The 22,076-nt window shown below is 68.6% G+C and carries 19 protein-coding genes; 7 read left to right on the forward strand and 12 right to left on the reverse strand.

The window, feature by feature from the left end:
* Positions 1-3 precede the first annotated feature (3 nt).
* The 5 genes from SLQ31_RS00610 to SLQ31_RS00630 all read left to right on the forward strand — a co-directional run bounded on the left by SLQ31_RS00610 (position 4) and on the right by SLQ31_RS00630 (position 4,219).
* Positions 4-585 carry a protein jag gene (locus SLQ31_RS00610; RefSeq protein ID WP_319428723.1) on the forward strand — a complete coding sequence of 194 codons (582 nt, stop codon included), beginning with the start codon at positions 4-6 and terminating at the stop codon, positions 583-585.
* Positions 586-631: 46 nt separating this feature from the next.
* On the forward strand, positions 632-1,336 hold the full coding sequence (gene rsmG / locus SLQ31_RS00615) for a 16S rRNA (guanine(527)-N(7))-methyltransferase RsmG (protein ID WP_319428724.1): 705 nt from the start codon (positions 632-634) through the stop codon (positions 1,334-1,336).
* Positions 1,333-2,274: a ParA family protein gene (locus SLQ31_RS00620; RefSeq protein ID WP_319428727.1), complete on the forward strand. Its 942-nt coding sequence runs from the start codon at positions 1,333-1,335 to the stop codon at positions 2,272-2,274. Before rsmG ends, SLQ31_RS00620 begins: the two co-directional genes overlap by 4 nt.
* A gap of 13 nt (positions 2,275-2,287) precedes the next feature.
* Positions 2,288-3,259 carry a ParB/RepB/Spo0J family partition protein gene (locus SLQ31_RS00625; RefSeq protein ID WP_319428728.1) on the forward strand — a complete coding sequence of 324 codons (972 nt, stop codon included), beginning with the start codon at positions 2,288-2,290 and terminating at the stop codon, positions 3,257-3,259.
* Between the two features lie 228 nt (positions 3,260-3,487).
* Positions 3,488-4,219, forward strand: coding sequence for an acetyltransferase (locus SLQ31_RS00630; RefSeq protein ID WP_319428730.1), 732 nt, complete (start codon positions 3,488-3,490; stop codon positions 4,217-4,219).
* 4 nt (positions 4,220-4,223) lie between these two features.
* Here the strand turns inward: SLQ31_RS00630 and SLQ31_RS00635 are convergent, their stop codons facing one another.
* The 8 genes from SLQ31_RS00635 to SLQ31_RS00670 all read right to left on the reverse strand — a co-directional run bounded on the left by SLQ31_RS00635 (position 4,224) and on the right by SLQ31_RS00670 (position 14,783).
* Entirely contained in the window at positions 4,224-5,471 is a 1,248-nt protein-coding gene (locus SLQ31_RS00635) for an N-acetylmuramoyl-L-alanine amidase (RefSeq protein ID WP_319428732.1), read from the reverse strand.
* Positions 5,472-5,614: 143 nt separating this feature from the next.
* A complete protein-coding gene (gene trxA / locus SLQ31_RS00640) occupies positions 5,615-5,947 on the reverse strand; it encodes a thioredoxin (RefSeq protein ID WP_319428734.1) in 333 nt (110 codons plus the stop codon).
* On the reverse strand, positions 5,944-6,915 hold the full coding sequence (trxB, locus tag SLQ31_RS00645) for a thioredoxin-disulfide reductase (RefSeq protein ID WP_319428736.1): 972 nt from the start codon (positions 6,913-6,915) through the stop codon (positions 5,944-5,946). The genes trxA and trxB overlap by 4 nt, the downstream gene beginning before the upstream one ends.
* Before the next feature lie 109 nt (positions 6,916-7,024).
* Complete coding sequence (locus tag SLQ31_RS00650; RefSeq protein ID WP_319428739.1) at positions 7,025-7,519, reverse strand: hypothetical protein; 495 nt, start codon at positions 7,517-7,519, stop codon at positions 7,025-7,027.
* An 18-nt stretch (positions 7,520-7,537) separates the two neighbouring features.
* Positions 7,538-8,089, reverse strand: coding sequence for an RNA polymerase sigma factor SigM (gene sigM / locus SLQ31_RS00655; RefSeq protein ID WP_319428741.1), 552 nt, complete (start codon positions 8,087-8,089; stop codon positions 7,538-7,540).
* 72 nt (positions 8,090-8,161) lie between these two features.
* Entirely contained in the window at positions 8,162-11,650 is a 3,489-nt protein-coding gene (murJ, locus tag SLQ31_RS00660) for a murein biosynthesis integral membrane protein MurJ (RefSeq protein ID WP_319428743.1), read from the reverse strand.
* Positions 11,647-13,977 (reverse strand): DUF6049 family protein, encoded by a 2,331-nt coding sequence (locus SLQ31_RS00665; RefSeq protein WP_319428745.1) that lies wholly within the window; start codon positions 13,975-13,977, stop codon positions 11,647-11,649. The genes murJ and SLQ31_RS00665 overlap by 4 nt, the downstream gene beginning before the upstream one ends.
* 2 nt (positions 13,978-13,979) lie before the next feature.
* A complete protein-coding gene (locus SLQ31_RS00670; RefSeq protein WP_319428747.1) occupies positions 13,980-14,783 on the reverse strand; it encodes an NUDIX hydrolase in 804 nt (267 codons plus the stop codon).
* A 71-nt stretch (positions 14,784-14,854) separates the two neighbouring features.
* Here SLQ31_RS00670 and SLQ31_RS00675 point away from each other — a divergent pair, with 71 nt between their 5' ends.
* Together SLQ31_RS00675 and SLQ31_RS00680 are read left to right on the forward strand one after the other, a co-directional pair.
* Positions 14,855-16,339, forward strand: coding sequence for a CCA tRNA nucleotidyltransferase (locus SLQ31_RS00675; RefSeq protein ID WP_319428749.1), 1,485 nt, complete (start codon positions 14,855-14,857; stop codon positions 16,337-16,339).
* Positions 16,340-16,346: 7 nt separating this feature from the next.
* Positions 16,347-16,856 carry a pullulanase gene (locus SLQ31_RS00680; RefSeq protein ID WP_319428751.1) on the forward strand — a complete coding sequence of 170 codons (510 nt, stop codon included), beginning with the start codon at positions 16,347-16,349 and terminating at the stop codon, positions 16,854-16,856.
* Here SLQ31_RS00680 and SLQ31_RS00685 read toward each other — a convergent pair.
* The 4 genes from SLQ31_RS00685 to SLQ31_RS00700 all read right to left on the reverse strand — a co-directional run bounded on the left by SLQ31_RS00685 (position 16,766) and on the right by SLQ31_RS00700 (position 22,075).
* Positions 16,766-19,234 (reverse strand): putative bifunctional diguanylate cyclase/phosphodiesterase, encoded by a 2,469-nt coding sequence (locus tag SLQ31_RS00685; protein ID WP_319428753.1) that lies wholly within the window; start codon positions 19,232-19,234, stop codon positions 16,766-16,768. The genes SLQ31_RS00680 and SLQ31_RS00685 overlap by 91 nt on opposite strands.
* Positions 19,231-19,827 carry a molybdopterin-dependent oxidoreductase gene (locus SLQ31_RS00690; RefSeq protein WP_319428755.1) on the reverse strand — a complete coding sequence of 199 codons (597 nt, stop codon included), beginning with the start codon at positions 19,825-19,827 and terminating at the stop codon, positions 19,231-19,233. Before SLQ31_RS00690 ends, SLQ31_RS00685 begins: the two co-directional genes overlap by 4 nt.
* Positions 19,828-19,957: 130 nt before the next feature.
* Positions 19,958-20,731: a TIGR03084 family metal-binding protein gene (locus SLQ31_RS00695; protein WP_319428757.1), complete on the reverse strand. Its 774-nt coding sequence runs from the start codon at positions 20,729-20,731 to the stop codon at positions 19,958-19,960.
* A 72-nt stretch (positions 20,732-20,803) separates the two neighbouring features.
* A complete protein-coding gene (locus SLQ31_RS00700) occupies positions 20,804-22,075 on the reverse strand; it encodes an MFS transporter (RefSeq protein ID WP_319428759.1) in 1,272 nt (423 codons plus the stop codon).
* Between the last annotated feature and the right edge of the window lies 1 nt (position 22,076).

Consider the following 22,076-nt stretch of genomic DNA (forward strand, 5'->3'; position numbering starts at 1 on the left):
CACATGGCGGAAGCCGATACCACTGACGTGACCGACACCGACACCGACACCGGTACCGACGTAGCGGTGGACCAAGACGTCGAACAAGGCCCGGAAAAGGGCGAGGAAAAGGGCGAGGACTTAGAAGATCGCCTCGTCGCCGAAGGCGAGATCGCGGGCGACTACTTGGAGGAGCTGCTCGACCTGCTGGACTTCGACGGGGACATCGACCTCGACGTCGAGGGCAACCGCGCAATCGTCAGCATCGACGGCGGCGAGGACCTGTCCAAGTTGGTCGGCCGCAAGGGCGAGATTCTCGATGCGCTGCAGGAGCTGACCCGCTTGGCCGTGCACCAGAAGACGGGGGAGCGCAGCCGGCTGATGCTGGACATCGCGAACTGGCGCCGCGGTCGCCGCGAAGAGCTGAGCGCTCTGGGCGACAAGGTGGCCCGCCGTGTCCTGGACACTGGCGAGCGTGAAGAGTTGGCACCGATGACGCCGTTCGAGCGCAAGATCGTGCACGACGCCGTCGCGGGTGTTGACGGTGTGCACAGCGAGAGCGAGGGCGTGGAGCCCTCGCGTCGCGTTGTCGTTCTGAAGGGCTGAAGTTACATCGATGTAGTTCGATGCCGGAGGCCGAGATGACCGGAGGATGTTTCACGTGAAACATGGCGTTGCGCCCCTACCTCCGACGGCCGCCGGTGTCGTCTTCGGAGACCGGGTGGACCTGGCTCACCGCTACGCAGATCTGCTGGCCGGCCCCGGGGTCGAGCGTGGCCTGATCGGTCCCAGAGAAGTTGAGCGATTGTGGGACCGCCACATCCTGAACAGCGCGGCGGTCGCCGAGCTCATCGAGCCGGGTGCCCGCATCCTCGACATCGGAAGCGGGGCCGGTCTGCCCGGTCTGCCGATTGCCCTCGCCCGTCCGGACATCCACGTCGCGCTGATCGAGCCGATGCTGCGCCGGACCGAGTTCCTCGAGGAAGCGGTCGCGGCGCTGGGCCTGTCGGTGGAGATCATCCATGGCCGGGCCGAAGAACCGGGCGTCCGCGCCCGAGCCGGGGGAGCGGATGTGGTGGTGTCGCGCGCGGTCGCGTCGCTCGACAAGCTCACCCGGTGGAGCCTCCCGTTGTTGCGCCCCGGCGGTCGGATGCTCGCGATGAAAGGCGAGCGGGCCGAGGAGGAAGTGGTCGAGGGACGTCGGGGGATGGCGTCATTAGGCGCAACCGACGTGAGGGTGATGAGATGTGGCGAGAGCTATTCGGATCCGCCCGTGACCGTGGTGATCGCGGTCCGGGGGGAGCGAGCGCGAGGCGGGAAACGGCCCACGCGAACCTCGGAGAGAAGAGGATCATGACTGTCCCACCCAACCCCGATCCAGCGGGGGCGGCGGGCGTCGATGTTTCACGTGAAACATGGAAGACGCCAAATGACTACGAGACCCCGATCGGTGCCGCGGCCGAACGCGCCATGAAGGTTCTGCACACGGTCGCCGGTCAGCTGCCTCGGCCCAATCGCCGCCGGGTTTTCACCGTCGCCAATCAAAAGGGCGGGGTGGGGAAGACGACGACCGCGGTCAACATGGCCGCCGCACTCGCGGTGCAGGGACTCAAAACCCTGGTGATCGATCTCGATCCGCAGGGCAACGCCAGCACCGCGTTGGGGATTGCCGACCGGCACTCGGGCACGCCGTCGTCGTACGAGGTGCTCCTCGGCGAGATCCCACTGCAGGCGGCCATTCGTCAGAGCCCGCACAGCCCACGGCTGTTCTGCGTGCCGGCAACGATCGACCTCGCCGGCGCCGAGATCGAACTCGTCAGCATGGTCGCCCGGGAGAATCGGCTGCGCACCGCGCTCGCTGCGCTCGACGAATCCGACTTCGACTACGTCTTCATCGACTGCCCGCCGTCACTCGGCCTGCTCACCATCAACGCGCTCGTCGCGGCACCTGAAGTGTTGATTCCGATCCAATGCGAGTACTACGCATTGGAGGGCGTCTCGCAGCTGATGAACAACATCGAGATGGTCCGGGCCCACCTCAATCCGGGACTGTTCGTGTCGACCGTTCTCCTCACCATGCACGACGGCCGGACCAAACTGGCCGACCAGGTCGCCTCCGAAGTGCGCCGCTACTTCGGCGACAAGGTCCTGGGAACCGTGATCCCACGCAGCGTCAAGGTCTCCGAGGCGCCCGGCTACAGCATGACGATCATCGATTACGACCCCGGTTCACGCGGTGCGTTGAGCTACCTGGACGCGAGTAAAGAACTCGCGCAACGGGCGACCCCGGCATAGTGGAGGCACAGTTATGACCCAGCCGTCAGCGAAGAAAAAGGGCGGTCTCGGCCGCGGCCTGGCCTCCCTCATCCCGACCGGTCCGGCCGATGGCGGCCCGCGGTTGGGTGACGCCGCGGCCGATGTGGTGATCGGCGGTGGCCTTCAAAATGTGGACAGCGTGGGGGCGGTCTATCGCGAGATCGATCCTTCGGCCATCGAGCCCAACCCGCGCCAGCCGCGCCAGGTCTTCGATGAGGAAGCCCTCGCCGAGTTGGTGCACTCGATCCGCGAGTTCGGACTCATGCAGCCGATTGTGGTGCGGTCGGTCGCGGACGCCACAACGGGAGCGCCGAGCCGCTACCAATTGGTGATGGGGGAGCGGCGCTGGCGCGCCGCCCAGAAGGCCGGAATGGCGACCATCCCGGCGATCGTGCGGGAGACCGCCGACGACAACCTATTGCGTGACGCACTGCTGGAGAACATCCACCGGGCTCAGCTCAACCCGTTGGAAGAGGCGGCGGCCTACCAACAGTTGCTCGAGGAGTTCGAAGTCACCCACGACGAACTGGCTACGCGGATCGGGCGGTCGCGTCCGGTCATCAGCAACATGATCCGGTTGCTCCGGTTGCCGATCCCCGTCCAGCGACGGGTGGCCGCCGGTGTGCTCTCGGCCGGGCACGCCCGGGCGCTGCTCTCCCTGGAAGCCGGCCCGGAGGCTCAGGAAGAACTGGCCGCGCGCATCGTCGCCGAAGGCTTGTCGGTGCGTGCCACCGAGGAGGCGGTCACCCTCGCCAATCGGTCGGACGCCAAGACGCCCGCGGCGCCGCGCCGCAAGCCGATCCAGATGCCCGGACTCCAAGATGTCGCCGAACGGCTGTCGAGCACCTTCGACACCCGGGTCACCGTGAGCCTCGGCAAGCGCAAGGGGAAGATCGTCGTCGAGTTCGGGTCGGTCGACGATTTGCAACGCATTGTGGAGATGATGAACCGCCCCGGAGCCTGAAAATCCAGGTATCACGACACCAGCCAGTTCCGTCACAGTGACACCAGCGTCGGCCAGCGTTCGCTGCCGAACCCCTGGATCGAGGAATCGCACAGTGCACCAACACTTTTCGCCCCCACTGGGCCGGCGATTCAGTTGCCCAGCCACCACTGGCACGTTCGGTGCCGGCTCTCCTATCCTGAAGGGGCCGTTGTGCACATTTGCACCGCTTGAAAGCCGGGGAGGCTAGTGTCCGTTCGCATCATGCCGCTGCGGCTCGAAGCGTTCGAGCAATTACCGAAGCATGCCCGTCGGTGTGTGTTCTGGGAACTCGATCCCGCGACGCTCGACGCCGGTGCCTATCTTCCCGACCCCGAGTTCGAGAAGGAAGCGTGGCTGTCGATGGTCATGCTCGAGTGGGGATCGTGCGGTCAGGTCGCCAGCACGACGCCCGCCGAAGGATCAGAGTCCGACGACGAGGAGCCGTGCCTCGGCTTCGTCCTTTACGCGCCCCCGCGTGCGGTGCCGCGCGCGGCGCGCTTCCCGACCGGACCGGTCAGCGCGGACGCAGTGTTGCTGACGTCGATGGGCATCGAGCCCGGGCAGACCGACGGGCTGACGCACTCCTTGATCAGTCAGGTAGTCAGCGAGCTCGTCCGCCGCGGTGTGCGGGCGCTGGAGGCGTTCGGTCGGACCGCCGACGCCACCGAACTTCTCGTCCCCGGCACCGCCGATCCCGAGCTGGCTCCGGCGATCGAAGCGCTGGGGGACTGCTCCTTCGACCAATGCATGATCGGTGCCGACTTCCTGCTCGACGCGGGATTCACCGTCGTCGCCCCGCATCGGTACTTCCCGCGGCTGCGGTTGGAGCTGAACAAGGGGCTCGGCTGGAAAGCCGAAGTCGAGGAAGCTCTGGAGCGTCTGCTGAAAAGTGCACAACTGCAGCAGCCGGTCGGAGCCGGCGCGGACGTTCGCGGCTAGCGAGTTAGAGCGCGGGCCGGGCCTGCTCGACCGACAGCTCGTGGGCCAGAAGTTCGGCGAATGTGAAGGTGCCGGTCGGCCGGTCGTTCTTGCCCAACAGGTACAGCCGCTTGACGGCGGCCAGGATGCCCTCGGCGACGGAGTCGCGGGCCTGGTTGGTCACCAGCATGGAGCGGTCCCACGGGTTGGAGATGTATCCGACGTCGACCTGGACGGTGGGCATCCTGGTGAGCCGCAGCAGATCCCAGGTCCGGCCGTGTGTCCGGCAGTCACGTAAGCCGGTACGCGCCACAACTTCTCGCTGAATGAAATCAGCCAGGTTGCGGCCGATCGTCGACACCGAGCCGTGCGAACTGCCGAAGTAGAACGAGGCGACGCCATTGGCCGACGGGCTGGGCTGCGTTTCACACCGCAGGCTGATCATCAGGTCGGCACCGACGGTGTTGGCGGTGGCGGCGCGCTCGGCGTCCAGCGGACTGCGGCTGGCCGGCCGGGACAGGAAGGTCTCCATGCCGATCGCTGTCATCCGGCCTTCCAGCCGACATGCCAAGTCCCACAGGATGTCTGCTTCACTGATCGGACCGTCCGGCCCGTTGGTGATCAGGCCGTGGTCGTTGCCCCCGCGGCCCGGATCGATGATGATCCGCTTACCCGACAGCCGGGGACCGGAGCGGCGGACCAGCTCTTCTTCGCGGATGGCGTGCAGCGAGCCGCCGGTGACGCGGGAACCCAGAAAGTACAAGGAGCGCAACGTTTCCGGGCCACAGATCCCGTCGGCGGCCATGCCGTACTCGCGCTGGTAGGACATCAGCGAGTTGTGCGTCTGCAACCCGAAGTAGCCGTCCACCAAAGCGGTGTAGAAACCGAGCTCCTGCAGCTTGGATTGCAGCGTGGCCACATCGTCGCCGTACATCGGGGCGCCGAACTGGTGGACCAGGGTGCGTGCGCCGAGCCGATACGAGGCTTCCTTGAGAGCGCGGTAGGTGGCCTCGCCGACAATCCCGTCGACCAGCAGACCGCGGCGCTGCTGAAACGCGCGCACCGCGTGGTCGAGGTCGTCGTCGAACATGTCGGCCACGACGTGCCGCCCGGTGGTGAGATCCTCGTCGGGGTTGTCCACCAGACCCAGCGCAGCCAACGACGCGCGGATTTCGACGACGGCGCCGCTGCGGTCACCGCGGCGCAAGACATCATCTCGACCGCTCCGGTCCCAGGAGGGATCCCCCCCGGCACCGTGGCGAAGACTCGACATACAGGGCCCTTCGGTCACCGTTGTCAGCGGGCTACTCAAGCCCTGACGATTGCACACAGGCTAGGAAGCATTGTCTCAGAACCCTGCCGCATTCCGGAAAACGGCAGGCGAAGCCGCCTATAACGGAATCGTCTCGGTCAGATCTAGACGAGGTCAGCGATCTCGCGCAGCAGGGCCGCTTTGCCCTTTGCGCCGACGATGCGCTTCACCGGCTGACCATCCTTGAACAGGATCATCGTCGGAATCGAGACGACCTGGAAGTCGCGAGCGGTCGCCGGGTTGGCGTCGACATCGAGCTTGGCCACCGTGAGTGAGCCGGCCTTCTCGGAGGCGATCTCCTCGAGGACCGGGGCAACCATGCGGCACGGGCCGCACCAGGTGGCCCAAAAGTCAACGAGGACAGGGGTATTGCTGGAAAGGACGTCCTGGCTGAAGGAGTCGTCGGAAACCGTTACGGTCGCGCCGCCGTCGCTCATTGATGTGCTCCAATCATTTCGGTGTGTGCAGTGTCGTCGGCATCGGCCAGCCATCTCTCGGCATCGATCGCAGCCGAACAGCCCATCCCCGCGGCGGTGATGGCCTGCCGATAGGTGTGGTCCACCAGGTCGCCGGCGGCGAACACGCCGTCCAGCGACGTTGCGGTGGTGCGGTCACCGACCAGCACGTAGCCCTCGGGATCGAGGTCCACGGCGCCGCGCACCAGCTCAGAGCGGGGATCGTGGCCGATCGCGACGAACACACCCGTCACCGGAAGGATCGACTCCTCGCCGGTCAGCACGTTGTGGACGCGCAGGCCGGACACCGTGGTGTCGCCTTCGACGGCGTCGACCGCGGTGTTGGTGAGGAAGGTGATCTTCTCGTTGTCGCGGGCCCGCTCGAGCATGATCTTGGACGCCCGGAACTCCTCGCGGCGATGCACCAGGGTGACGCTGCGCGCGAAGCGGGTCAGGAACGTGGCCTCTTCCATCGCCGAGTCGCCGCCGCCGATGACGGCGATGTCCTGCTCTTTGAAGAAGAAGCCGTCACAGGTCGCGCAGGCGCTGACGCCGCGGCCGAGCAGTTCTTGTTCGCCGGGTACGCCGAGGTAGCGGGCGGCGGCGCCCATCGCGAGGATGACCGAACGGGCGAGGTAAGTCTCGCCGTCGCCGGTCACCACCTTCTTGACGGGGCCGTCCAGTTCGACCGCCTCGACATCTTCCATCCGCAGGTCGGCGCCGAAGTGCAGGGCCTGCTCGCGCATTTCGTCCATCAACTCCGGACCGGTGATGCCCGAGCGGAAGCCAGGGAAGTTCTCCACCTCGGTGGTGGTCATCAGTGCACCGCCGAAGGAGGTGCCTTCGAAGACCAGGGGCTGCAGCTGTGCGCGCGCGGCGTAGATGGCCGCGGTGTAGCCGGCGGGGCCTGATCCGATGACGATGACGTCATGAACTTGGTTGGCGCTCATTCCAGCCTTTCTGCCCGGTCCCGGGCTGCAGGCGAAAAGCCTGCGCATCGGGTGCCATGTGGGCACCTGGTCAAACAACAGGGTAGGCCGCGCTGTTCCCCGCCGTGCACTATGGGCGGCGCACCGTGGTGTCGGCGATCAGTCCGGTGGCGACCGAGCTGCATGTCGCGGCGACCGTCACCCCGATGATCACGTCGGGTTGATCGCCGGGCAGCACCAGCACGATGGCCGGCCGGCCGTCGACCTGCACGGTCTCGGCGCCGAGCACCTGCACCGAACTGGGGTAACCCAGTGCGCTCAGGCACGCTGCCCGCCGCTTGGGGTCGGTCAGCGGACCGAAGTCGGGACTGCGGGCGATCAGCGCGTTCAGCTCACGACTGGATATCGGCATCGTGGGTGTGACGGTGATCAAGCTGGCGCTGGTGAGAGTGCTGGCAGTGGGGTCGGTGGACTTGAGTAGCGCCGCGGTCCCGAGGCCGACGGCGGCCAGCACGGCCACCACCCCGATACCGGCCGCGATCAGCCGCCCGGTCCGGACGGCGGGACGCCGGGCGTGTGCGGCCCCCTGGGTGGGCCCCGGAGTGACGGTATGCGTGGGCTCCACCTGACCCAGTGTGCCGGGTTAGCGGGGCGGGCAGGAGCGCAGTAGCCCGGTCAGCCGGGTCCGCCCTCGGGCGCAGCGGCTCTTCACTGTGCCCTCGGCGACACCGAGCAGCGCGGCGGCGTCGGCCACCGAATACCCGTGCATATCGACTGCGAGCACGGCCGCGCGTTGCTCGGCGGGCAGCCGCATCAGCGCGCGACGCACCACCAGCACGGTGTCCACCTGAGCGGTGCGATCTCCGATCGCCTCGTTGTCGGTCAGCGCGATCGTCGGCTGCGCGGCGGTGCGGCGCAGCCGGTCCAGGCAGGCGTTGATGACGATGCGGTGCAACCAGCTGCCAACGGCCGCGTCGTGCCGGAAGGCGGCGGCGCCACGGTGGGCGGCCAGCATGGCGTCCTGTATCGCGTCGGCGGCGTCTTCGGGGCTGCGGGTGGTCCGGCGGGCCAGCCGGTACAGCCGGCGGTGGTGGCGGTGAAAGAGTTCTTCGAATGCATAGCGGTCGCCGGCGACATGGGCGGCCAGCAGCTCGGCGTCGCTGCGAACGACGGGCGGGCCGAGAAAGCTGGGCATGGCCGGACAGTAGGAAAACGGGTGCGGCCGGGCACTTCACCCGGGTCCGGGCCTGTTAGCAAACCCGCGAGTCTAGGACGCTGCCTTGACGGTCAGCCCGGAGATCTCGGTCTTGTTCTTGCCGTCGGTGGTGCCCATCGTCGAGATCCACACCACCAGATACGTCGTCGGCGACTTCGCGTCGACCTGAATCGTGTTGGCGCCGGCCTGCAATGTGGTGGGCTGGGTCAGTGCGGTGGTGTCGTCGAGGCTGCCCGGGTTGGCCGAGGAAGCCGACCGGATCTGAACCTGGGTGCCGGTGCTGGGCACCGTCAGCGACACACCGCCGACGGTTGTCGACTGCGGCAGTTGCAACAGCAGACCGACGCCGTTCTTGAAGTTGGGGAACGGATTTGGATCGGTGTAGGTGTCGGTCGTCCAGCCGGTGCCGGGGCCGCCGGTCACGGCCAGGTCAGCCTTATCCGGGTTGTCGGCACCGCCGCCCGGTGAAAAGACCGTCACCTTAACGGGTTTGACCGTACTGCCGCTGGCTGACTCGCTCTGGCTCTGAGATGTCGACGGGTTCAGGCCGAGCTGATCACCCTTGAGGCCGCCACCGACGTCGCCGAAGACGCTGGACAGCACCGAGGCCAACACGATCAGCGCGATCACCAGGATGCCCGCGCCGACCCCCACCCCGATGAGCAGATTGCGCCTGCGGCGGGCCTGCGCCTCGGCCTCGGCTCCGACGGCAGGCTGCGGGGACGGCGGACCAGACGGTTCGACCGGCTCGATCAGATCGGTCCGGTCGGCCAGCGCGGTGGCTTGCTGCAACAGATTCAACAGTGTTGGCGCCGAACGGATCCCGCCACCGACCTGAACCGAGTGAGCCGCTGCCGCCGAGATCTGGAAGGGAATGGCGCCGTCGATCGCGCGGGGTTCCAGTGCCTCACCGGCGGGGTCGGTCTCGGCGGGCTGCAACCCGCTGGGCACGCCCGTCTCCGGCAGCGGCCAGCGATCGACCAGCAGGGCGTACAACGCCGCGCCGATCCCGCGGATGTCGTTCTCCGGGGTCGCTCCCGGCAGCGTCGCGGGAAACGCCAGTGCCACATCGCCTTCGATGCTGACCCGCACCCGACTGGGGTGATCGATCGACAGCGCGACGCCCGACCCGTGGGCGGTATCGGCCGCGGCGGCCAGCGCCTGGACGGCGCGCGCGCCGCCGATGGGGGAGGGGGAGGTGTCGGCCACTTCCTTCAGCGACCCGCCCCGGATCCACTCCGAGACAACCAGACCGCCGGCTCCGGTATTGGCGACGTCGAGCACCCGGGCGATGCCCGGTCGCTCGAGACGGCTGAGTTTGAGTGTGCGGGAAAGGATTTCCTGCACCTGTGCGTCGGTCATGGTCCGGTCGGGGTCGACGAACGTCAGCGCCACTTGCCGGTCCAGTGCGGTGTCCAGCGCCTGCCAGAACTGCAATCCCGGTGGGCCGCCGTGGAACACCAGCAGCCGGTAACGCCCGCCGGCGATGCTGGCGCCGGGGATGAGGTGGGTCTCGTCCTCGTCGGTGGCCGCGGTGGATTCCGTGGCCGGTTCGTGCGGGGGATCGAACGCCGGCACTGTGCCGACCTCAACCTCGTCGGGCACATCGGGCTGGAAATCGTCGGCGGCCTGACGCGGGATCTTCGTGGTCGCGTCGCCGGTGGAATCGGCGGGAAGCATGCCCGAGGGTTGGTCGTTCACCTCCGGTCCTTTCCCCGTAGCGTCCGCCGTTGTCTCGTACCGGAGTGGCCGGTGCCCGGTTCCGGACGAATTGCTGTGCTCAGGGTACGTGACCGGGGTCGGGACCTGCGGCCGGTCGAGTGCAGCCATCGGTGTGACGACCAGCGGCGGGGTCCGGGTGATGCGGCGTTTGATCGCGCCCCAGGCGGCGACGGCGTCGGGCACCCGCGCGGTCAGCATCACCGCGGCGACGATCGGGAGCATGATCAGGCCGAGCACCAGCAGCCGCAGCAGCGAACCGACGCCCCCGGCGTGCTCGGTCAGCGCATGCAAACCCAGCAGCCGGTCGATGACGTAGGCGACCAGTCCGGCCAGCAGTGATGCGGCGGTGGTGACCAGGATGGTTCGGACCACGTCGAGGCTCAGCAGCTTGCCGCGCGGCGGCTTCAGCGTCCGGGTCAGCAGCAGGTAACCCAGGATGGCGCCGGCCAGAAAGCCGATGCCGTTGGCCAGGCCCAGGTAGCCGGCGACGAGCTCGGAGTCCCCGGTCATGTGCGGTGCCAGCAGTGACGTCCCGATCTTGACGCTGGTGATCGCGATGATGATCAGGATCGGCGTCCACGGCTGTTCGCGGGCGTAGAACACCCGCAGCTGCAGCAGCACCAGCGCGTAAGGGATCAGGGTGAACGCCGACAGGCTGATCGCCATGCCGAGGTAGTTCGCGTCGACCTCGCCGAACTTGCCGTAGGCGAACAGTGCGCTGCCCATCGCCGGACCACCGACGGTCATGAACGCCACGATCGGGATCAGTGTCACCATCGTCAGCCGGGTCGCCAGCGACAGGTCGGCCAGCACGGCGCGGCCGTTGTCGGCGGCGGCATTGCGGCTCAGCCGCGGCATCACCACGGTCAGCACGGTGACGCCGATGATGCCGAACGGCAGCATCAGCACCAGCCAGGTGTAGTTGTAGATCGCCGGGCCCGACGCGGCCGCGGTGCTGGCGATCTGGTTGCCGACCACCAGGCCGATCTGACTGATCAGCACGTAGAGCACCATGGCGCCGGCCATGGTGCCGAACCGCTTGAGCCGATCATCGAGCCCCCACAGCGGGCGCAAGCTGATCCGCTCGGCGCGGATCGCGAGCAGCAGAACCGCGGTCTGAGCCACCACGCCCAGCGTCGTTCCGACACCGAGCACCAGCAGCTTGGCATTGCCCATCTGAACGGGATCGATCGAGAGCGGGCCCGGCACAATGAGATACAGGCCCAGGGTGGCGATCGCGACCACATTGTTGACCACCGGCGCCCACGCCGGTGGCCCGAACACGTTGCGGTTGTTCAGGATCGCCATGAACACTGACGACAGCCCGTAGAAGATCACTTGGGGCAGAAGCAGATACGCGAACGCCGTGGTCAGCGGCAGGTTGACCTTCGGGTCGTGGCCGAGCATCAGCCGCACCAGCAGCGGGCCCGCCGCCACCGACAGGATGGTGGCCACCAGCAGCAGCGTGGTGGCCAGGGTGACAAGCCGGCGCACGAAGGCCTCGCCGCCGTCGGCGTCGTCGCGTTCGGCGCGGGCCAGGACCGGGACGAAGATCGCGGTGAACGTCGCCTCCAGCACCAGCGCCGCGATCAGGTTCGGCAGCTGGTTGGCCACCGTGAACGCACTGGACAGCGCGGCGCCGAGGATGGCGGCCAGCAGCACGATCCGGATGAACCCGGTGATGCGGCTGATCAGGGTGGCCAGCGCCATGCCCCAGGAGCGGGACACCACCGCGGCGTCGGAGAGCTCGGCCCGGACCGCGCGGGTGCGGGGGCCGGGCCGCACGTAGGCGACCGGCCGTCCGGGCGGCGGCTTCATCGGCGGCCCTCGGCGCTGGACCGCCGTGGGCGGTCGAGGTCGGCGGGGTCGGGCTCGCCGCGGAAGCGGTGGTAGAGCCGGCGCCCGACGAGCAGCGCCAGCACCGTGCCACCGATCAGCGTGATCGCGAACAGCACCTTGCCGTAGGCGTTGGAGTGCACCGACAGGCGTACCGGCTCACCCAGCTGCAGTCCATCGGGGGTGCGCAGCGTGACGTCGACGGCGACCCGCTGGGTGAAGTGCACCTCGATGGGAACCCGCAGCGGCAGATAACCCGGCGGCACCTCTTGCTCGCCGAGGTCGGTGACGGTCATCCCCGGTGGGGCGTCGACCTGCAGGCGCACCCGGATCGGGACGGCCAGATCGTTGCGCACCGCCAGCGGCAGTGGGCTGTGCTCGGTGGCCAGCGTGTACGAGCCACCCGGATTGACGATCGTCACCGCACCGAACAGGTCGCCGATCGTGGTGCCGACCGCCGCCAGCCGTTGCCGGGCCAGATCGTTGCGCTCCTCGGGGGGCTCGGTCTGACTCAACGCGCGCAGCATGTCCTCGCGCAGCGGCGCGGTGTACTGCGGTCCGGTCAGCCCGGTGCGCGGGTCGGTGGTCAGCGCACCGGTCAGGCCCCACAGCCGGCTGACTTGACCGGCGATCGACGAGACGACGTCGTCGTCGAAGCGGCCCCGGCCGTCACCCGGAAGGTCGGCGCCGGGACTCGCGTCCGCGGCCGCCGCCGTCGACTGCTCGATCACCGCGTCCAGTGGGCGCGGGACGGCCAGCCCCGAGTGGATCGCGGCGGCCAGCGCGCTCAGCATCGACTGCGCATCGGTGGGTTGGGGGCTCCACTTCAACGGTGGCAGCAGGATCTGGGCCCGCGGTTCGGCCGTCGGCTGCAGCGTTCGCCACAGCATCGACGCGACGGCGTCCTGACGGCGGGCGACCGTGGAGTCGTGGTTGAGCGGCACGGTCAGTGACGAGTCCAGGTAGGTCGGCAGGTCGGGGTCGGTCCCGACGGCGGCCAGCGCGGCGCCGACGGCCGGATCGAATGGAGCCATCACGACCTGCGGCGACAGCCGGTGCGGTGTCACGTCCGCGATCATCGGCTCCCCGGTGGCGGAGTCCTGAGCGGTGCAGTCCGCGGCCGCGATCGCCACCGTCGGACCCTGACCGCTCAGCAGGTCGACCGCCGGCGGGGTCAGCGGACCGTCACCCAGGATCGTGGCGCCGCGAACGGACGTGACGCCCAGAATCTGGTCGATGATGTCGCTGGCGGCGCCGGTCGCCGCGGAGTCGAGCCCGGCGTCGCCGACCCGCTGCAGTGCGCCGAGATCGGCCTGCGCATACGGGGTGGAGGCGACGCACATCCGTTTCGCCAGCCCACGCAGCTTGTCCAGCCAGGCCACCGCGGTGGCCTGCCCGGTGCCGGGGTGGGCGGCCGCACCCAGCCCGTCGGGCGCGTCGGCGACCACGTAGCCGGCGGTCATCGCGTTGACGGTCACCAACAGGTCGGGGTCGACGGCCAGGCACACCGAGCGGGTGGTTTCGCCGCCCGGATCCACGGCCGGGCTGGTGGCGAACTCAATCGCCGACAGCAGCGTGTCCAACCGGCCGCCGGCGGCCAGCGACACCGCTAGGTCGTCGTTCATCAGCCGCACCGGTGTGGTGCCGCCCGGAACGCCGGGTGCCAGGCGGGGCTTGTCGGCCAGCGGCCACAGCATCGTCACCGCGACGGGCTTGGTGGTGTCGGGGGGTACGACGTCGGCGACGGTGTCGGCTGCGGGGGCGGCCCCTTCGGGCGGCACGCCTAGAACCGGCAGCAGGAACCGGGCGTCGTCGAGCCGGGCAGCGTCACCGTAATCGGGTGTGCCGTTGACGTTCACCAGCAGCGGGTACACCCCCGGCCGGTCGATGCCCAGTGTCGGCGCGTCGCGCGAGCGGATCGGATAACTGAAGGTGAAGCCGACGGCCTGGCCGCGCTGCATTTCAGCCGAGACTGTGGTGAATTCGCCGACGGGCTGGAATTGGTCGTTGGCGCCGTCGAGGTTGGTGCGCAGACCTGCCGATGAGGTCACCGCGCCGGCGTGTTCGAGGCGGGCGACGACATCGCGCACCGGCCGGTCGCCGACGTTGGTGACGGTGCCGGTGACGGTGACGGTCGGCTCGCTGGTGGTGGTGATCAGATCCGGCGTGACGCTGTCCACCCGAACTTGCAGGAACGGCGCCGATCCGGGTTCGCCGGCAGCGGCCGGCGCGGTCGTTGGCAATGCGAGCAAGGCAAGTACACCGAGGATCACCACGATCCGGGGCAGACTGCCGGCCCGCCTCGGCATGGTCACGTTCCCGGTCCGCAGCCGTTCGTCCGCGGGCCGGATTGACGCGGCCCGGCGTCGTCGGAGCGACGGTTGCGGGTGTGCGAATGCGTCTGGGGGCGCCGCCGCGGGGTGGTGCGAGGCAGCGGGGGCAGCGCGGCGACGCCGTCGGATTGCAGGAGCTGGATCAGTTCCCCGGCGACCTCGGCGAGCCGGCGCTCATCGGCGTAGGCCAGTCGCTTCGGCAGCTCCCCGACGGGCACCCAGGCCACCTCGGTGACTTCGACGTCTTCGTCGCACAGCTCTCCGCCGGAGAACTGCAGGAGGTAGTGGTGCACGGTCTTGTGGACGCGGCGGCCTTCGGTGACGAACCAGTAGTCGATGCTGCCGAGCGCGGCCAGGACCTGACCGCGGATACCGGTTTCCTCGGCGACCTCACGGATGGCGGTCTCTTCTGCGGTCTCGCCTTGTTCGATGTGCCCCTTGGGCAGTGACCACAGCATCCGTCCGCGCCGGTCGACCCGGCCGATCAGTGCGGCCACCTGACCTTCGGGCGGCCCGTCGATGCCGTCGATGACCAATCCGCCCGCGGAGGTCTCGTGAACGGTGCGCAGCCGGGCCGGGGCGCGACGCGCCGATCGGGGCCGGCCGGGTTTGCCCGGACGGGGCTGGCCGTTGCCGTTATTGGCGGCGGGGGAGGGGACTATGGCGTCGGAGGTTTCCGTGGTTGTGGTCTCCGCTGCGGTGGGATTCGCCGGACCTGCCGCGCGACGGCCACGGCGCCGACCCCGGCGCCGTCGTGGTTTGGCCTGTTCGCCGTCCGACACCCAAGCGATAGTAGCTGGCACACGATGCCGTCCCGACCGCACTCGCCGGTAGACCAGTAGGCTCACGCCACGTGTCCGAAGCCACCGATGACGTCGAGCTGCTCGCCCGGGCTCTCGTCGCGCTCAACCAGCAGGGTGAGCTACTGCGCGAAATCGGCGCGCGGTTCGCCGCGGCGGGCCACGAGCTCTACCTGGTCGGCGGCAGTGTCCGCGACGCTGTGCTGGGCCGGCTGACCACGGACCTCGATTTCACCACCGACGCCCGGCCGGAGATCGTGCAGCGCATCGTGCGCCCCTGGGCGGATGCGCTCTGGGACACCGGTATCGATTTCGGCACGATCGGCGTGGGCAAGGGCGACGAGCGGCTGGAGATCACCACCTTCCGCGCCGACAGCTATGACCAGGTGTCGCGCAACCCGCAGGTCAAATACGGCGACCGGCTCGAGGACGATCTGGTGCGGCGCGATTTCACCATCAACGCGATGGCAGTGCGCATCACCGCCGACGGTCCCGGCGACTTTATCGACCCGCTCGGTGGTCTCGCGGCCTTGCGGGAGCGCATCCTCGACACCCCGTCGGCACCCGAGGTGTCCTTCGGTGACGACCCGTTGCGGATGCTGCGCGCGGCGCGCTTCGTCTCGCAGCTGCAATTCGACGTGTCCGAGCGGGTGCGGCGTGCGATCTCGGAGATGGCCCCGCAGCTGGGGCGGATCACCGTAGAACGGGTGGCCGTCGAGCTGGACAAGCTGCTGCTGGGCGTCGACCCCGTCGCCGGCCTCGACCTGATGGTCCAGACCGGCTTGGGTGAGGTGGTGCTCCCCGAGATCGGTGGCATGCAGATGGCCATCGACGAACATCATCAGCACAAGGACGTCTACCAGCATTCGTTGACGGTCTTGCGCCAAGCGATGGAATTAGAAGGTCCCAGGGGGCAGGAGCGCAGCGACTCGGGGGATGAGGGTGGGCCCGATCTCGTCCTGCGGTGGGCGGCGCTGCTTCACGACATCGGCAAGCCGACCACCCGTCGCCACGAGGCCGACGGCGGGGTGAGTTTCCATCACCATGAGGTGGTCGGCGCGAAAATGGTCCGCAAGCGGATGCGGGCGCTGAAGTACTCCAAGCAGATGGTCGACGACGTCTCGCAGCTGGTGTATCTGCATCTGCGGTTCCACGGCTACGGCGACGGCAAGTGGACCGATTCGGCGGTGCGGCGCTATGTCGCCGACGCCGGGCCGCTACTGCCCAAGTTGCACAAGCTGGTTCGCGCCGACTGCACCACCCGCAACAAGCGTCGGGCGGCCCGTCTGCAGGCCAATTACGACCAACTCGAGACGCGGATCTCCGAGCTGGCCGCCCAGGAGGATCTGGCGCGGGTGCGCCCGGATCTGGACGGCAACGAGATCATGCGGCTGCTCGACATCCCGGCCGGCCCGCAGGTCGGACAGGCCTGGAACTTCCTCAAAGAGCTGCGCCTGGACCGCGGGCCGCTGCCCCACGACGAAGCAGTGGCCGAATTGCTGTCGTGGTGGAACGCGAAGGACGATCCCGCCGTCTGAGAAGGGTATGGACTACTGCCTGGGATCTGGCGACGGAACGGCGACGATGTTCAGTGGGCAGCCCGCCGTTGACATCGACGGTGATGGTGATCTCGACGGGGTGCGCCTCGATCTCGACGGTGACGGCGTCTTCGACGACGGGCTGGCAGATTTCGATGACGACGGCCTGGCCGACCACGCCGCACTCAACCTCGACGACGGGGTCGAAAGTCTCTATACCGACGACGGTTCCGGCACCTGGGCGCTGACACCGGCCGGGCCGGGCGGTCCGTTGCGCTGGTTCGGTCTCGACGGGGTCGCGCACACCTCAAGTGGCGCAGTCGATTTCGATGGTGACGGCCGGATCGACCGGCTGATGGACGTGGACCGCGACGGGTTGGCCGACCGCGCGCTGCGCGCCGGTCCCGACGGAGGTTTCGACGTCGGCTACCTCGACACCGACGGGGACGGCCACTGGGATCTCACGCTGGTCGACACCAACGGCGACGGTGCCTCCGACAACGCCAGCGCGATGTAATCGCTGTCTGCGGACACCACGCAGACGCCGCCCGACTCGAGCAGTTCGCGCGCGGCGCCCCACAGCAGCGGCTGGTGGTAGAGGAAACCCTGGCCCGTCCGTGCCCCGAGGTCCAGAAGGGTGTCGCGCTCGGCGATCGTTTCGATGCCCTCCACGACCAGATCCAGCGCCAGCGCGCTGGCCAGTGACACCACCGACTGCACGACGGCGCGCTGCTTGGCGTCGCCCTCATCGAGCGCCGCGGCGAAGGAGCGGTCGAGTTTGATCTGGTCGACTGGCAGGGTCCGCAGCTGGGTCAGGGACGAATAGCCGGTTCCGAAGTCGTCGAGGGAGACGCTCACCCCGGCCTCACGCAGCCGGGCCAGGGTGGGATGGGCCACCCGCAGGTCCACCAGGGCGTGCTCGGTGAGTTCGATGATCAGCGATTCCGGCGGTAGCCCGGCCACATCGAGCAGGTGCAGCACCTCTTCGGCGAACCCGGGCTCGCGGACCTGCCGAGGTGAGACGTTGACCGACATCGTCAGGTCGAGCGCCAAGCCGTCGGCTCGCCATCGGGCCAACGTGCGGATCGTCTCCCGCAGCACCCACCGACCGATCTCGACGATCATGCCGTTGTCTTCGGCCAGCGGAATGAACGCGCCGGGCGAGAGCACCGGCAGCCCGGGGCGGTGCCACTGCAGCAGCACCTCGAAGCCGATGACGGCCCCGGTGTCGAGCATGACGATCGGTTGGGCGCCCACGCGCAGCTCGTCGCGTTCCACCGCGTGCCGCAGCGCGGTGTCGAGGTCAAGGCGCTGGGCGACCTCGGCTTCGAGAAGGGAGTCGAAGACGTTGATGTGACTGCCGTCGGTGAGTTTGGCTCGGTACATGGCGACGTCGGCCTCGCGCATCAGCTCGGCACCCGACACCGTGGATTCGTCGGCGAAGGTAATCCCGATGCTGGCGTCGACGAACGCCTCCTTGCCGTCGATCGTGTACGGCGCACTCAGCGTGGCGCGAATCCGCTCGGCCAGCGCGATGGCCTGGGCCCGATCGGGCAGCTCCGTGCAGAGCACGACGAACTCGTCACCGCCCAGGCGGGCCACGGTGTCGGTGTCACGAGTCGTTCCCGACAGCCGCCGCGCCGCCTCGATGAGCAACTCGTCACCACCGGCGTGCCCGATCGAATCGTTGACCATCTTGAAGCGGTCCAGATCGCAGAACAGCAGCGCCAGTGGGGTACCGCGCCGGCGGGCCAGCAGCAGACTCTGCGACAGCCGGGCCAGCAGCAGGCTGCGGTTGGCCAGTCCGGTCAGCGCGTCATGGCTGGCCTGGTAGGACAGCCGCCGCGCGGAGGCGTCGCGTTCGAGGGCCAGCGTCACCAGATCCCGGCAGCGCACCAGCGCGGTGTGGGCCAGGTCGTCGAGGGCTTGCGCGTCGCCGAACACCTCGAGCATCCCGGCGGCGTCGGCGGTGTCATTGACCGCCCCGGTCCAGGCGGGCGTCGCCGACACGTCCGCGCCGATGGGGTAGACGACGGATCGCGGGCCCATCGCAATGCGCACGGCCGGTGCCCCGGAGACTTCGGCGGCCAGTTGCACGATCTGGCGCAGCACCGACGGCACCGGGTCGGCGGTGGCGATTCGCTCGAGGACGCGAGCCTGCCCGCGTTCCAGGGCCGAGACCCGATCAAGTCGGTCTTCGGTCTTGCGCAGCGCTTCCCGCTCGTCGTCGAAAGCCCTTCGGGCGGAACGGTACTGGCGCACAACGTTGGCGGCGACCCACCAGAGCAGCGCCGCGGCGAGCACGAGCGCGGCGATCAGCATGGTCAGCTGGATGACCCCGCCACGCAACAGACCCTGCTCGGTCAGGCGATCGACTCGGTGCAGTCCGGTCGGGCTGCCGGCGGCCAGCGCATGCGTCGCTTCGGACAGTACTTCGGTTTTGGGCAGGATCGTGCCGGCCCATTCGGCGCGCTCGCCGGCGGGCAGGACACCGGGCGGCGCCTCGGCGATCACACTGTCCAATGCGTCCAGCGCCCAGCGGTATTGGGGGGTAGCCGCCTCGGCGGCGGTCAGCCCGTTCGCAGCGATCACGCCAAGGCGCTGGGCGAGCAGCGCCCGGGCCACCTGAACGTCACGGCGCGGGACAACACCGAGAAGGTACTGCTGGGCTTGTTCGACGTAGGTGAGTGAGTCGCGCACGGTGAAGAACGTGTTGGTGCTGACCGCTTCATTGCGGGCGTCGAGGTGGGACAGCGCACGCTGCTGTGCCGAGGACTGAATGCCGACCACGACCAGTGCGATCAGCAGCAGCACGAGGACACCCGCGACGACCTGTTGGCCGCGGTTGAGGGTCAGTCGCGGGCCGGGCGGAGTAAGCCACTGGTCGCTGATCATGAGCCGGGGCCGCTGGGCGCTTTGACGGTGATCGACGCCAGGCTCCAGTTCCACGCGTCGAGCACCGACGACAGCGGGGTGCCGTCCGGGAACACGATCCGGATGGGTCCACCCTGGTTGTAGGGGATCGGCGCACCGTCTCGGTCGGTGGCGATCAGCGCCTGCGACTCGATCATCGGCTTGGCGGTGCTGATGTAGTGGTAGTCGTCGAGTCCGATGGTGTCGATGGTTGCGCTGTCAGGGATTCCGGCCTTGTCGAGGACCGCGGCCAGAGGCACGCCTGCGTAGGTTTCCCGTCGCTTCACGAAGGGCTCGTCGAGGGTGACGGTCCGGCTGCCCAGGGCGTTGAGCGCGTCGAGGGTCAGTGACAGCGTCGGCGCGCTACCGCCCTTGACGGTCAGGACGGGCTCGGCGGCAGCGGGAGGGTCGATCGTCGCGCCGCCATACGGGTTGGAGCTAGGCAGCGGCAGCGTCGCCGAGGCAGGCGGCGGTGGTTGACCGGAATCCGCGGGAGTGGGGGCGGACGCGCAGCCGGCCGGCCCCAGGAGGCTCACCGTCCCCGCCGCGACGGCGGCAAGGAGGCGGGAGCGCATGAAGGGCGATGATACTGCCCGCGGCAACCATTTACCGCGTTCGTCAAAATGCGCTCAACACGCCCAACGATACGCAAAGCGAACAGACAGCAAATAACAAAGTGAAACTAGGTATCGGCCTTGCAGTGCGTTATCTACCCTTACCCGGAGGTCCGGCGAAAGCTTGAGCGATCTCTAGCCACCTCGCGGCGTCGGCGCCGTCGGCCACGATGTCGAGCTCGGCGCGCGGACGGCGCTGGGTGACCAGACAGCAGAAATCCATCGCGGAGCCGGTGACTCGTTGGCCGGCATCCTCCGGACCCCACGTCCAGTGGGTCCCGTCGGGGGCGGTCAGATCGACGCGGAACGGCTCGGCGGGCGGGGTCAGCCCGTGCACGCTGAACGCGAAATCGCGAGTGCGCACACCCAGATGGGCGATCGATTTCAGCCTGGCTGACGGCGCGACGGTGGCGCCGACGGCGTCGGCCACGTCGAGGCCGTGCGCCCAGGTCTCCATCAATCGTGCGGTCGCCATCGACGCCGCACTCATCGGCGGCCCGAACCAGAGCAGCTTGCGCCCTTCGGTGACCCCGCGCAGCGCCGTGTGCAGCTCGGTTCGGGTCTGTCGCCACTGCGCCAGCAGCTGATCGGGCGGGGTGAGCGCCAATTCCTCGGCGGCTTTGTCGACAAAGCCCAGCGGATCGGCCGACGCCGCGGTCAGCAGTTCGCCGAACGCGGGTTCGTCGGTGATCGACGTGAGCGACGCTCGATCCGTCCACAGCAGATGGGCGATCTGATGGGCGAGCGTCCAGCCGGGTGCCGGGGTGGGCGCCGCCCAGCCGGCCGCGTCCAGCGGGGCGACCAGTGCGTCGAGGGCATCGCTTTCGTCGCGCAGGTCGTCGACGATCGGGTCTGCGGCAGTCACGAATCGAACCTATAGCGATTTCGGCGCGCTTTCGTTCGCTCAGCGGCGGTTTGCGCGCCGAAATCGCGGTGTTTAGGGGCGGCGGCCCACCGTCGCGTGCGCCGCCAAACCGACCAGATAGATCGCCGAGCCGGCAAGCGCCAGCGCAGACGAATGGCCGTCGACGGGGATCACTGATGCCGCCAGCGTGGTCGCGACAATGAAGGACACCCAGAACACCGAGTCCTGCACAGCGAAGACGTGCCCGCGCAGCGCGTCCTCAACGTCGATCTGCATTGCCGTATCGGCGCACAGCTTCACCATCTGGCCGGCCAACCCGAGCAGGAATCCACACGCGATCATCACGGCCAACTGCAGTGTGGCACCGGCCAGTTGGATGATCGCCGCGCACACCAGTGCTGCGTTGGCGGTGGCGTATCGGCCCCACCGTTTGATCGAGAGCGGGGTGAAGAAGTTGGCCAGGAAGGCGCCGCCGCCGGTGGCCGCGACGAACACGACGGCGGTGCCGAGACCGGCGACGGAGTGAGTGTCGGTGTGCCGCACGATGACCAGCACCAGCAGGGTGTTGATGCCGAACACCATGCGGTGGCTGGCCAGGCCGGCCAAGGTGGCCGCGACGGTCGGCGTGGTCAGCACCGTGCGGGCGCCGTACAGCCACCCGGTCGCCACCGCGTAGACCACCGACCCGTGGACGGCGCGCGCGGTGTCGTCGGGCCCCAACTGGTGTCGGGGAAAACGCAGTGACAACGCGAACGCGACCGCGACGGGAATGGCCACCAGCGCCATGGTCGTGGCGGCGCCGGTATCACCGGAACCGAAGAGCCACCGGGGCAGGAGCATGAAATTCGCGCCGAGGAAGGTGGCGGTGGCGCCCGTCGCAGTGGCGACGGAGTTCATCGTGACGACCTGCTCACGCGGGACGACGTGCGGCAGCGCCGCCGACAGCCCGGAGGTGACGAACCGGCTGAACCCGTTGACGATCAGTGCACCGCAGAGCACGGTCGTGTCGCCCGCCCGGACGGCGAGCAGCACCGCGACGCAGATCACCAGCACCAGCCGCGCGAGGTTCGCCGCGACCAGTACCGCGCGGCGATCCCAGCGGTCCAGCAGCGCGCCCGCGAAAGGGCCGACGAGCGAGTACGGCAGGAACAGCACAGCGAAGGCGCCGGCCACCGCCCACGGGCTGGCCGCCCGCTCGGGGTTGAACAGCAGTCCGCCGGCAAGGCCGGCCTGAAACAGGCCGTCGCCGAACTGGCTCGCGGTCCGAAGCTCCAGCAGCCGCCAGAAGTCGGGCAGGCTGCGCACCGACCGCCATAGCGAAGCGGATGCGCGGCTGTCGACCATC

It is taken from the genome of Mycobacterium sp. RTGN5 (assembly GCF_033804465.1).
Classification (GTDB): domain Bacteria; phylum Actinomycetota; class Actinomycetes; order Mycobacteriales; family Mycobacteriaceae; genus Mycobacterium.